The sequence below is a fragment of the Paludibaculum fermentans genome (genome assembly GCF_051172195.1).
GTDB lineage: Bacteria > Acidobacteriota > Terriglobia > Bryobacterales > Bryobacteraceae > Paludibaculum > Paludibaculum fermentans_A.
Window position 1 is genome coordinate 6,013,916 of the sequence record NZ_JBPJAQ010000001.1, and the last position, 12,571, is coordinate 6,026,486.

General features: G+C 63.4%; 9 protein-coding genes and 1 tRNA gene. 2 read left to right on the top strand and 8 right to left on the bottom strand.

The window, feature by feature from the left end:
* A complete protein-coding gene (locus ACR9Y2_RS24090) occupies window positions 1-1,272 on the bottom strand; it encodes a lactate racemase domain-containing protein (protein ID WP_435044223.1) in 1,272 nt (423 codons plus the stop codon).
* Window positions 1,273-1,292: 20 nt separating this feature from the next.
* On the opposite strand from ACR9Y2_RS24090, the gene ACR9Y2_RS24095 reads away from it, so the two are divergent.
* Window positions 1,293-2,654, top strand: coding sequence for a hypothetical protein (locus ACR9Y2_RS24095; protein WP_435044224.1), 1,362 nt, complete (start codon window positions 1,293-1,295; stop codon window positions 2,652-2,654).
* On the opposite strand, the gene ACR9Y2_RS24100 is transcribed toward ACR9Y2_RS24095, so the two are convergent.
* The 4 genes from ACR9Y2_RS24100 to ACR9Y2_RS24115 all read right to left on the bottom strand — a co-directional run bounded on the left by ACR9Y2_RS24100 (window position 2,651) and on the right by ACR9Y2_RS24115 (window position 6,650).
* A complete protein-coding gene (locus ACR9Y2_RS24100; protein ID WP_435044225.1) occupies window positions 2,651-2,962 on the bottom strand; it encodes a hypothetical protein in 312 nt (103 codons plus the stop codon). The genes ACR9Y2_RS24095 and ACR9Y2_RS24100 overlap by 4 nt on opposite strands.
* A 23-nt stretch (window positions 2,963-2,985) precedes the next feature.
* The gene (gene thrB, locus ACR9Y2_RS24105; protein ID WP_435044226.1) at window positions 2,986-3,891 is read right to left on the bottom strand and encodes a homoserine kinase; all 906 of its coding nucleotides are present in this window, start codon (window positions 3,889-3,891) and stop codon (window positions 2,986-2,988) included.
* 4 nt (window positions 3,892-3,895) lie between these two features.
* The gene (locus ACR9Y2_RS24110) at window positions 3,896-4,942 is read right to left on the bottom strand and encodes a Gfo/Idh/MocA family protein (RefSeq protein WP_435044227.1); all 1,047 of its coding nucleotides are present in this window, start codon (window positions 4,940-4,942) and stop codon (window positions 3,896-3,898) included.
* A 103-nt stretch (window positions 4,943-5,045) separates the two neighbouring features.
* On the bottom strand, window positions 5,046-6,650 hold the full coding sequence (locus tag ACR9Y2_RS24115; protein ID WP_435044228.1) for a fucose isomerase: 1,605 nt from the start codon (window positions 6,648-6,650) through the stop codon (window positions 5,046-5,048).
* A gap of 164 nt (window positions 6,651-6,814) precedes the next feature.
* On the opposite strand from ACR9Y2_RS24115, the gene ACR9Y2_RS24120 reads away from it, so the two are divergent.
* Window positions 6,815-6,889, top strand: a tRNA-Lys gene (locus tag ACR9Y2_RS24120).
* A 33-nt stretch (window positions 6,890-6,922) separates the two neighbouring features.
* Here ACR9Y2_RS24120 and ACR9Y2_RS24125 read toward each other — a convergent pair.
* The 3 genes from ACR9Y2_RS24125 to ACR9Y2_RS24135 all read right to left on the bottom strand — a co-directional run bounded on the left by ACR9Y2_RS24125 (window position 6,923) and on the right by ACR9Y2_RS24135 (window position 12,402).
* Complete coding sequence (locus ACR9Y2_RS24125; protein WP_435044229.1) at window positions 6,923-11,161, bottom strand: beta strand repeat-containing protein; 4,239 nt, start codon at window positions 11,159-11,161, stop codon at window positions 6,923-6,925.
* A gap of 86 nt (window positions 11,162-11,247) precedes the next feature.
* Window positions 11,248-11,637 carry a VOC family protein gene (locus ACR9Y2_RS24130; protein WP_435044230.1) on the bottom strand — a complete coding sequence of 130 codons (390 nt, stop codon included), beginning with the start codon at window positions 11,635-11,637 and terminating at the stop codon, window positions 11,248-11,250.
* Window positions 11,638-11,685: 48 nt separating this feature from the next.
* Window positions 11,686-12,402 (bottom strand): DUF6597 domain-containing transcriptional factor, encoded by a 717-nt coding sequence (locus ACR9Y2_RS24135; protein ID WP_435044231.1) that lies wholly within the window; start codon window positions 12,400-12,402, stop codon window positions 11,686-11,688.
* Window positions 12,403-12,571 lie beyond the last annotated feature (169 nt).

Here is a 12,571-nt window from a genome sequence, read left to right on the forward strand (position 1 = left end):
TTACTGGAAACGGCCGCGATAGGCCCACAGGCCCAGGGCCGGGTTGGAGATGTAGAAGATCTCCTCGCCGTCGACGTCGTTAAAGCCGTCCTGCAGGCTTTCGGGGTTGTACTTCTGCGTCATCTCGGCCAGGTTGCCGTATTGGTAGTGAACACCCTCCACCTCTTCGCGCGTGAGGTAGCCGGGACAGTAAGTGATGCGGAAGCGGCCCTCGGACGTGCCGTGAATCAGGTGTGCCGCGGCGCTGAGATTGCCGGCGAGGTCGGGGTTGTTCTTCACTGCTTCGAGCACGTCGGGTGTGTTGCGATAGCCGTACTTGCGGATGAGCTTGTCGATGGTGGGATCCTCGCCAAACTCCTTCACGCCAGGCGCAAGCACGATGAGGTCGCCGCCGTCGGCCAGGGCCATGCGAGTGCGGTAGACGCTCTTGTTGCCCAGCCAGGTGCTGCGGAACTCGCTGGGGTCGAGGAAGACCACGGCCTTCTTGATCTCGCGTTCCATCATCACGAAGTTGACCTTGAGGCTGAGGGCCGAAGCCTGCTCGAAGCACTCGACATCGTCGCCGACATATAGGCCGCGCAGGGCGAGCTGACCCGCGTTGTTCTTGCCGACCACGGTCTGCACATAAACGATGGGCAGGTGCTGGGCGAAGTGGTCGGAGGCGTAGTTCAGGACTCGGCGCACGGGCGTATCGGCGCGGCCCATAATCCGCTCCATGCCATAGACGGCGCCCAGGAAGTGGCTCTTGTTGATACCCTCGCTGCCGCCGGTGCCGACGAACACGTTCTTGTTGTAGTTCGCCATGCCGATGACTTCGTGCGGGACGACCTGGCCCAGCGACAGGATGAGGTCGAAGCCGCCCTCGGCGACGAGGTTGTCCACCTGGGCGGGCCAGGTGAAGTCGAGCGCGCCCTCCGAGACTTCGCGGATAAAGGACGCGGGCACTTCGCCCAGAGTGGTGATGCCGGTACGCCAGTCGTGCACATGGAATAACGACACCGGCATGTCGCCGAACATGTGGCCGATTTCGGCCTCGGTCATGGGCGTGTGGGTGCCGATGGCGGGCAGGACGGCGGCGAGGCTGTCGCCGTAGTATTCCCAGGCGAGCCGCGTGAGTTCACCGGCACGCGAGTGGAAGCGCGTGATATCGGGCGGCAGGCACAGGACTTTCTTGCGGGGGCCCAGGGCGTCAAGGGCCTGGAAGAGGGCGGTTTTGAGCTCGGCGGAGGTGAATTCCGTGGTCTCCGAGCCGGCGGCGAAGTACAGACTCATGCACCCTTAGTATATTCCGATTGACATTTCAGTCACGAGACCACGCCGCGCTGGCACAATGGAGGCAGGAGCACCGGCTGGCCTTGATCACCACCTCTTTGCTGTTGGCTGTGCAGTTGTCCGCCTGCGTCCCGGCCCGCTGGCCGGCGGCGGATGTCGAATCACTGTCGCTGCTGAAGCAATCGCCCATCAACTGCCTGCTGGTGGACTCCGCCGTGTGGAAGAGCGATTTCGCGGCAGCGGCGAAAGGGCAGGGCATTACTGTCCTGGCGACGAAGCAGGACGGATCCGCGCTGGTTGTGTCCGACTCGCCTGGCGGTCCCGTTCGCTTCACCCTGACGACGCGCGCGAGGATGCCCATCGAGCATCCGGGCGAAGTGCTTGGTACGACACAGGGCGTGTGGCCGGGTGTACGCGCCGAGGAGAAGGGCGCCGTGCAGGCGCGGCCCAGCAGTTCTCCGTGGGTCGATACCAACTCGGGCTTCCTGCGGTTTACCAGGGCCGTGACTCCACCGGCGACGGCACTATGGCTGGCCAACACGCCGCCGGAGAATAACATCCTGGGGCCGGAGCGCTATATCCAGGCGGTGGCCGATGCCGCCATGGCCGGGGCACGTTGGGTGGTCGCCCTGGATCCAGGCTACTGGGCGCTGCTGCGCAAGGGCGACGAAAAGGCGCTGGCGGGCTGGACGCGGATCAATTCAGTGCTGAAGTTCTATGAGGATCACAAGGAAATCGCTGCCTGGCCCGATTTCAGCGGTCTGGCGGTGCTGCAGGACGCCTCATCCGGCGCACTGATGTCCGGCAGCATCCTGGACATGATTGCGGCCAAACACATTCCGGCGCGAGTCGTGACGCCTGAGCGTTTGCCGATTTCCACGCCGAAAGACGTGCGGCTGCTGCTGAACATCGACCCATCGGCGCTGTCGCAGGAACAGAAAGACGCCGTGCGCGGCGTGGCGCGCAAGGGTGCGATGGTGTTGAGCGGACCGCCTGCGTGGAAGATGGCGATTCCCGAGGGCGATGCCATCACGTTCCCCGAGAGTTCATTGAAGCAGATGGAAGACATCTGGCGTGAGATCAACGGCGTGATCGGCCGCCGGAATTTCGCTGCCCGGCTGTTCGGTGCGCCCAGCATGCTGTCGAATTTGAAAGGCGATCCGGCCAGCGGCAGGCTGGCGCTGCACCTGGTGAACTACTCCGACTATCCGGTGGAGAACATCACGGTGCACCTGCTGGGCAAGTACAAGTCCGCCACGTTGATCACGCCCACGGGTACGAAGAAGCTCGAGATCTACGACGCGGAAGACGAGACCGGCATCGACCTGGATAAGGTGACGGACGTCGCCATCGTGATTCTGGAACTGGCGCAGGTGAACTAGTCGAGGTCGAACGGCTTCGGCGGCGGCTTGGTGGGATCTTCTTCCTTGGCCTGCTTCAGCAGTTCGTCGAACTTGCGGGACAGCACGTCCTTGTTCGACTTCATCGCCTGGAAGGACTTCTGGAACGCATCCTCACGCTGCTGCTCGGCATCTTTCAGCTTGGCGATGCCGGTGCTGATGTCGTCCAGCGTGCGGACGGCCGGTTTGGCCTTGTGGCTGAGAACAGCCTTTACTTCCGGATCGATCTTCAGCGTGGCTCCGCAGCACGGACAATCCACTTCAAACGCGACCGATTTTGACTTCGCCATGGCAATCCTATTGTAGTGCGCGATTACAGGCCTTGCAGCAGATCGTATCCATGGTCCGGGATATGCGCCCAGAGGATCTCGCTGCCGTGGCCATGCTTCTGGAAGATGCCGCGCATCTGCTCGCAGACTTCCTCGTGGCCGCGTTCATAAAACACCAGGACGCTGGGACCGGCGCCAGAGAGCGCACAGCCCAGCAGGCCTTCCACGCGCAGTTCCAGCATCTCGCTGAGGCCGGGCACCAGGCGTGCGCGATAAGGCTGATGCAGCCGGTCCATCAACGCCTCGTGGAAGGCGTCGGTGGTCTGCGTCAACATGGCCGCGATCAGCAGAGCCGAGCGCTGGATGTTGAACACGGCATCGGCGCGGGAGTAGCTCTGCGGCAGTACGGCGCGTGCTTCCGATGTCGGCAGGATGAAGTCCGGCACGATGATGGCGATGCCGTAGCGGGCCGGCAGCTGCATCCGCACGGCGCGCGTGATGCCGTCGGTGTCGATGGCGCTGGCCACGATGGAACCCAACGCCGCGGCAGCGACGTTATCCGGGTGGCCTTCGATCCGCGCCGCTTCATCGAGGATCTTGTGACGGTCCCAGCCCAGGCCCAGTACCTCGTCGGCGATCACGACACCGGCCACCAGCGCCGCCGCGGACGAGCCGAGGCCTTTGCCGATAGGAATGTCGTTGTTCACCTGCAGCTCGATCATGGGCATCGGGCGCCCGGTGTGCTCGCTCACCTGCAGCGCGGTCTGCCAGATCAGGTTCTCCGGACCCGACGAGATCATGCCCGCATCACGGCCCGAGGGTGTAATGATCAGCTTCTCGGCGCGCCGGAAACGGCACTCCAGATAGATGCTGAGCGCCATGCCCAGGGCGTCGAACCCCGGCCCCAGGTTGGCGCTCGTCGCCGGAACACGCACTTCGGTCCAACTCATGTGGCTAGAACTTCACCGGCATGCCGCTGCGGCAGCTCTGGTAGACGCCTTCCACGATCTCCAGTGCCTTCAGGCCCTCTTCGCCCGAGACCAGCGGCGTCGTGTTGTTCTTCACCGCATTGCCGAAGTCGAGGAACTGGCGTTCAAACGGCGTGAGCGGAATCGCCATGGGGTCGGACGAGCCGCTCATGACTTCCTTCTCCACGGGTGCCGGTTCGCCCGTATCGCAATCCACATCCCATGTGGTGAGCTTGTCGCCGGTAAAGATGCAGGTGCCCTTGGTGCCGTGGATTTCGATGCGTTCGGAGTAGCCGGGCCAGAAAGCGGTGGAGGCCTGGATGACGCCCGTCGCGCCGCTCTTATACTTCAGCAGCGCATTGATCACGTCTTCGCTCTCGATTCTGTGTCGAGCGGCCAGTTGCCACTGCCCGTAGAGCTCGGCCACGCCGCCCACGAGATAACCCAGCACGTCCACCTGATGGACGGCCTGGTTGATGAGAGCGCCGCCGCCTTCCACGGCCCAACTGCCCTTGATCGAGCGGGAATAGTACGCTTCGCTGCGCCACCATTTGACGTAGGCGTCGGCCTGCAGGATCTTGCCCAGGCGGCCGTCATCGATGGCCTTTTTGACGAAGATGGTGGAGTCGTCAAAGCGGTGCTGGCTCACGACACCCAGCACGACGCCGCCGGCTTTCGCCGTTTCGATCATCTTGCGGGCGGTCTCGACGTTCGTCGAAATCGGCTTCTGCACCTGGATCGCCTTGCCGTTTTTGGCCGCGACCTCGATGGGCTGCAGGCGGAAGTCGGGGAAGGTGCAGACGTCGACGTAATCGACGTCGGGATGGCTGCAGACCTCTTCGTAAGTGGGCACAAACTCGCAGCCGTACTGATCGGCGAAGCGTTGACCTGCCTCCGGAAACACGTCCGTGCAGACAGTGATCCGGTAACCGATGTTCTTATAGGCCTGCGCGTGTTTGTGGGAAATCGCGCCCGTGCCGATCATGCCGACTCGCAAAGGAAGTACCTCCAGAAACGCTGAATTTTCTAGCATATCAGAGGCGCTTCTACGAGGGCATCGCGAACGCCGGCAGCCACAACAAAAACGCGCCGGTGCGGGATCCGGCGCGTTCGAAGTTGACGAATTGGAATGGGCGCTATTCGCCCAGGCCGTGGTTGGTGCCGCACACGTGGACATCAATGCCCAGGTCGCGGAACATGGCCGCTTTTACGGCCAGGGCCTTGTTTGCATCCTCGGCCGTGGGCGCATAGGCCACGTTGATGTGGTTGGACTTGTGCCGCCCCATGAACTGGTCGCGCGACACTCCGTGCAGCACGGCGTGCATGATGGGCCATGGCGGGGTCGTGAGGTTCCAGCGGCGGTCGGTCTCTTCCGCCGGCAGGTCGATTGCCTTGGCGCGGCCGATGTCGGCTTTGAGGATGCCCGAGTCGATGAAGATGCGGCTCCAGACCAGTTCGCCGGCCTTGGAGATGCCCTTCACGGTCCCGCCGCCCTTCTTGAAGTACATCGCTGGCTGGCGTTCGCTGGTGGTGCCGGCGTAGCCGCCCTGATTGTGGGCCGGAGGCACGGCGCCGGAGATGAGGTACACCCAGACGTACTCGCCGTTGTACTGCTCGCCGTAGCGCACGTCGTGCAGCGTCGTCTCCGGATCGTAGCCGAGCTTCGTCCAGACGCGATTGGTGATCAGCGCGTCCAGGCCGCAGCACTCGTCCACTTCGTTGAAGTGGGGCAGGGCTTTGCCTTCAAACAGGACACGCGAGCCATCACGCGAATTCACGGGCGGGCGGTCGACGTTGTTCAGCAGGCCTTCCACCAGGTCCGAGGCGGGTACCAGGTCCTTGAGTCCCTGCTGATACTGGATGCCGATGGTGGCGCAGCCGAAATCGTCGGCGATGCGCAGTGCGGCGATGTACATCTTGCACTGGTCCAGAATCTGGCCATCTGTGAGGTCGGTGTCCGGATTCGGGCCGGTCATGAACTTCATGCCCTTGGCATCGAGCCAGTCGCGGACAGTCTGGGCTTCCGCGTCGCCCACCGTCAGCAACTCGGCGTAGAGCGCGCTCTGGCTGAGCCGCTCTTTGAAGACGCCCGTGCGGTGCAGCAGTTCGTCGGGGATGATGGCGTTGTACATGCCCATGCAGCCCTCGTCGAAAATGCCCATGATGGCCTTGTCCCGGTACAGTTCGCGCGCCATGGCGGAGCCGGTCTCTTCGGCCTGTTTCGGCAAACGCAAGGCGCCCAGGGGCCGGACGTGGCTGTTGTCGTGGGTGACTTTCTCGCCGTTCAGCCAGCGCTTCAGGCCGCCGAGGAAGGCTTCGTCCTTGAAGTCTTCTGACCACAACGTAGAGTAGGGTATACCGGCCTTGGTGAGGCTGGCGTTGAGATTCAGCATGCCGACGAGTCCGGGCCATTGCCCGCTCCAGTTGGCGATAGTCAGGATGGGGCCCTGGTGGGTATAAAGCCCGTGGAGCACGTGGTGGCTGTACTGCCAGACCGCCTCGACAACAATCAGCGGCGCGGCGGGAGGAATCTGCCGGAACACCTCCATGCCATGCTTCTGGCTGTCAATGAAGCCGTGCTGTTTGGTCTCATCATAAGGATGGCCGCGTTCGATTTCATGACCGAAGGCACGCACCGCCTCGATGACCATCTGCTCTACTTCTGCCTGCGCCGCCCAACACGTCTGGTTGGCTGATAGGCGCAGATCCCCATTAGCGATTAAGATGACCGGGTCTGCCATGCCCCTATTCAATCACAATCAAAGGCGCGATTGTGGGCCACTTTAGCGGTAAATGTGAAAGGGGAAGGATCCAAGGGTACTGATTGTACGATCTTTGATTGTACACCCATGGGGTACCCTTGGTATCCTAGTCAAAGGTGCCCGCCCGCCGGGTATCCCAGAGTGGGCCGGTAGCTCAGTGGTAGAGCATCTGACTTTTAATCAGGTGGTCGCGGGTTCGACCCCCGCCCGGCTCACCAAACTTCCTCAAATCAGGCTTGGCGCTTGTGATTCTATGGGTTTAGCGCCACTGACGCCTGTTTCACCGTCACACCCTGCGTCGCTGTGATCGTCGCCGTAGTCGCTGCGGCGATACTGCCCGCCTTCACCACGTAACTGATCAGGCTGCTACCGGCGGGAAACGTCACACTCGCGGGCATCGTCAGCAGGCCCCCGCTCGAATCCGACAGACTCACCACGACACCGCCTGCCGTGGCCGGCCCGGTCAGGCTGAGGGTCCCGTTGGCCGATTGACCCGATTTCAGTGCGGCCGGGGCTGTGACGGCCTTCAACACCGGCGGCAGCACCTGCAGCGCCGAGGATTTCGTAATTCCACCCAGGGTCACTGTGATCTGAATGCTGGTGGGCGCCGCGGTCGTCGCTGGTTTGAAAGAGAATGTGCCCAGCGTCCCCCCGGCGGGGATCGTCACGCTGGACGGCAGCGTCTGAAACACGCCCGTGCCTGTGAGCACGGCCGAGAGTCCACCGGCCGGCGCCGGACCCGTCAAGCCGATCAACCCATTCACCTGCACGCCCCCGGTCACCGGAGCTGTCCCGATGCTGAGCGAACTCAGCGCGGCCGCCTGGATCGTCACATCGATCGATCGGGATGCACCGCCATAGTTGGCGGTGATGGTCACACTGAACGGCGTAGTCACGGCTGGCGGACTGATGGAGAAGGTGGCCGAGGACGCGCCGGCCGGAATCGTGACAGACAACGGTACGGGCACCGCCGCCGGGTTCGAACTGGTCAAACCAATAACCGCGCCCGCTGCCGGAGCCGGTCCCGTAATCGCCACCGTATTGGCCGTACTCGTCCGCCCGCCGATGCTGGCCAGCGGCATGGTCAGACTCTTCAATGCCGGAGCCAGCACGCTGAGCGCTGCCTGTTTGGTGATTCCGCCATAGCTGGCGGATAGGGTGACAGACACTGGAGCCAGCACCACGCCCGGAGTGTAGTTGAAGGTGGCTGAGCTCGTTCCTCCGGCAATGAGAACACTCGCCGGCAAGGGCGCCACCGCGGTGTTCGAGGATTGCAGCGCAACCGTCACTCCAGCGGCCGGCGCCGGCCCGCCCAGCGTGATCGTGCCCTTCAAGGGCAGGCCGCCTGTTGAGCTGGCGGCTCCCGCACTAAATGCAGTCAGCGTCACTGAAGTGAGTTGCAGTGTGCCGGTCCGCGAAACGCCGTTCGCCGAAGCGGTAATCGTGACTCCGGGCGATGAGACCCCCGCCACCGTTGTGATGTTGAAGGCAGCGGTCGAGGCTCCAGCCGGAACAGTGACGGATGCAGGGACAGCGGCGGCTGCCGGGTCTGAGGAACTCAGCGCCACGACAATTCCACCCGTGGGTGCCGGTCCCGATAAAGTCACGGAACTCGTCTTGATCAAGGTGCCGGACACCGCCGTAGCAGGCACGGTGATACTCTTCAGCGTCACCGCGATGATCTGCGCGGTGGCCGTCTTGACGACGCCCAGGTAACTCGCCGTGAGTGCGACACTCTGCCCGGCGGCCGCCGCGGACACGATCATGGAGAATGTCCCGGAGGCCTTGCCAGCCGGTATCAGTACATTCGCGGGCACGTTCAGGACGAGGGGATCCGCGCTGCTTAACGCCACGCTCGCTCCGCCAGGACCCGCCGGGCCGTTGAGCGAAACCACGCCGGTGGCTGTTACGCCGGCCACCAGCGGCGCATAACCTGGCACCAGGGCGTTCAGGGCGGCCGGTTGAATCGTGCCGGCAACCGTTCTGGTCACGCCGTCCAGTTCCGCTGTCAGGTTCACGTTGATTGGGGAGGAGACCGCTGTCGAGGTGATGGGGAATACAGCCGACGATGCGCCGGCCGGCACCACCACGGAGGCCGGCACGCTGGCCGCCGACGGACTGGAGGACGCTAGATTTACGGTTACGGGCGCCGCGGCCAGGCTGGTCAGGGTCACCCGGTTGTTCGTGAGCGCGGTGCCGCCGACCGTGGGTGTCTGCAGCGTCAGGCTGCTGAGCTGCCCGGCGACCACCAGCACATTCGCTGTCTGCTGCGTACCCGGAGCCTGCGCCGTCAGTACAACGGGCGCCTGCGCGCCAGGCCAGGCCGAAGTCGCTTTGAACTGCGCCGTGGTGCTGCCCGTCGCAATGCTGACACTGGCGGGCACGGGCAGCGCAGCGGGATTGGAACTGGTCAGGTTCACAGCGATGCCGCCCGGAGGGGCCGGCGTATCAATCGTCACCATGCCCGTGAATTGCACCTTGGCCGCGGCCAGGGCCGGCACAGCCAGGCTGGCCAGTTTCACCGGCAACACGGTCAGGTCGGCGGTAGTCGTCACTCCGCCCGCTGTAGCCGAGATCTGGATTACCGTTTGAGCGGCGACCCCGCGCGAGGCTACCGTGAACGAGGCGCTGGTCATGCCGGCGGGCACAGTAATAGCCAGTGGCACCGCTGCTACCACGGCGTTCGAGCTGTGCAGCGCCACGAAGGCACCGTTGGCCGGCGCCGGTGCGGACAGTGTCACCGTATTGGTGATGCTGGTGACGCCGCCCTGCAGCGTCGCGGGATTCAACGCCACCTGCTGCACCGGAATCGTGGAGGGATTGGCACTTGAGACCAGGTCGCCGAATTCGGCCAGGCGGCTGTAGTCCCGCGCCCAGGTCGTGTACATGATGCCGTCGGCGCCGGGCGTTGCATACAGATCAGACAGCCAGTCGAGTGTACTGGCCATGCTGCCGGTGTCGTAATAGGAGGCCGCCATCGTCCGGAATCCTCGGCTGTCAAAGTAGGGCAGCGTCTGCTTCCGGCGCGTCGGCTCCCACGCGATGATCTTGAGATCCTTCGGCAGCAGATCGGCCACGCCGGTCAGGTCGCCATCCAACAGGTAATACAGCGGACGGGCATTGTGGTACGGATCGAACATGTCCGACCACGTGATGAACTCCGCATCCGGACGCACCGCCCGGACAATCGCCTGCTGCCGCAACATGGAATCGGCCAGCATCTGCGAAATGGAGATGCCCCGTCGCCGGCAGGCATCGCAGGTCCCGCCCGCGCGCAGCTCGTCCATGAACAGCAGCCAGCGCTTCGGCGCCAACCAGTCGTTGATGTTGCGGGCCGTCACGGCCATCAGGTCGTACACCGCCTCTTCACTCATGCAGGTGGAGACCTGGGAGTTGAATGCCGCCATCCCGTGGTAGTAGCTCACCCTCAGCCGTTCGCCTTCCTGGATCCGGCTGCCCGCGGGAATCGTAATCACCGGGCCTTCATGCTGAAACTGGAAATCCAACTGCGGATCGACGATGCGCCCGAAATCCACATTCTCCGTATAAACGGCGCCGGTCTGCTCCGATTTCACCGTCAACGGCGCGCCCGGGCGGCGCAGCACATTCGTCAACCCCACCTCTTCCAATTGGAAATCGTCCAGCCACAACTGCCCCGCCGTGCCCAACCAGACTCCTGCCTGAATCTCCACCTCGGTGTTGTTCCAGCTGTTGAACCCCATGGTGAACTTCGTCCAGCCGCGAGTCAGGGTCAGGTCTTCCCGGGGAGAAAGGGAGCGCCCGTCCTGCCCCATGATCTGGACCAGTCGCTCCTCGTCCGATTTCAGTCCGCTGCTCTTGGTCCAGTACGTGAGCCGGTACACCCGGTTGGGCCGCACCTGGACCCACTGCCGGATCAGGACCGTCCGATCCGGTGCCGCGCCGAAATTCTCTAACCGCACCGAAGCTCCGCCCGCGTGAAACTCCGTACGATCCACGAACGACGAGACCCCAGGCATTACTTGCGCCCATGGAGCCAGGCTATCCGTCCCGGGGGCTGGATCCACTCCAGGATTCTGCAGCACCGGAGCCGGATCGGGCACCAGCCGCCCCACCCCGCCATTCACGACAAACAACTGGTCGTTCACCGGCAGGCCTTCCATCAGATTGGGGTCGTAGCCTTTGCCCGCGCCATACCCCAGCGCAAACACGGCCGGGATGATCTCCAGCCCCTTCACCGCCGCAACCTGCCGCATCTGCGCGCAGGCAGCCTTGAATGCCGGGCTGTTCCAGACGTTGCCGTCAAAGCTCCCATTCAACACGATGCCGGTCAACCCGTGGCCGGCCGCCGTATCCACAATCGACTGGAACTTGGCCACCGCATCGGCTTCGCCAGGATTCAGCGCGACATACACCCAGCGCTCCGGGAAGATTCTGGGTTGTTGGGCATGGGCCGGCGTGCAGGCCATCGCCAGGCAGAACAGGACCGGCCAGCCTGCTGCAATTCGCATGAGCAGATGCTAGCAGTCCGGCGGCTGCGGAACAACCTTAGGATAGGAGTACGATCCGTACCTGCCCCATGCCGCCGGCCCCCTGTCTACTCCTTGGGCGATTCGATCCGGCTGGCGAAACAAACAGCGAATCCGCCGGGCTCGCGCACCACGATCTCCCTCATCCCGTAGAACGCTGTTCTTTCCGGCATCACCACCTCCAGACCCGTCACGCGGGTCAGCAGGTCGTCAAAATCCGGCACTTCGATAAAGAGGCCCACCCCTTGGCCAGTCAGGCCCGGGATCATTTGCGGTACGTCCTTGGCGACACTCTCCCGCGTTTGGAACATCAGCTCCGCACCGTCCTTCTGCAGGATCGCAAAGCCGAGCCCCTCGCCTTCCGGCACCTCTACGGTCTTCTCAAACCCGAGCCGGTCCACCCAGAACGTCAGGCACGGCTCAATCGCTTCCACAATCAGAACGGCTGTAATCTTCATGGGGATTAGATTAGCCGCGACGCGGCTGTCCCGTCTTGGAAAAAACGGTCACGGCCTGGCGACGAAAGCCGTGGGCGTCAAACCGCTGAGCTCGCGGAACTCGTTCACCAGGTGGCTCTGGTCGTAGTACCCGTAGTCCAGCGCAAGGTCGGCCCAGTTCGCCTCATTCTTCTGCGCCAACCGGCTCACCAGGCTGCGGAAACGCACCACCCGGCAGAACAGTTTCGGCGACACGCCTGTCTGTTCCAGGAAGATCCGTCGCAAATGCCGCTGGCTCAAGCCCGCAAACCGCGCCAGATCGTCCAACCGCACCCTGCCGCCCTGCTCCGCCACCCACAGCACCATCCTCTGCGCCGGAGTCTCCTCCACCGGCCGCAACTCGCCCGCCAGCAGCGCCACCGCCTCGGCCCCACTCTCCGCTGCGCTCATCCGGCCGCGCAGTTGCTCGCCGCGAACACCCCACAGGCCGCCCAAATCCACCATTTCATCCGCCAGTTCACTCCCGGCTACTACCAGGAACGGCCGCGCCATGGAGGGATGAAACCTAACGCCCACCACGGTTTGCGAGTGAGCGTGGGAATAGACCTGCGCCTTCGTCATGGTCCCCACTGCCGCCAGCAGGCCGGAGTCCGGCAGGAAGACGATGTCCTCGCATGCGTCGGGCAGCACACGTTGCTCCGGCTGCGCAGGATCGGCGTCGTACGTCCAGAAACACTCCACGGAAGCGGCCAGATGAGCGGGTGGGGCGTGTTCCCGGTAGCGCACCTTGCCAGCTTACCCCGAATCCGCTCCACCGGCCAGAGCCCTACCCAAGCGCCGCCGTAAACAACGTATGTACGAAATCGAATCACGCCCGGATTGGGATTTTTCAACTTTCTTCCGGATTATTTTATTCCGCCCGAAAACCACGAAAATCTTGCCTGAACGAAATCCG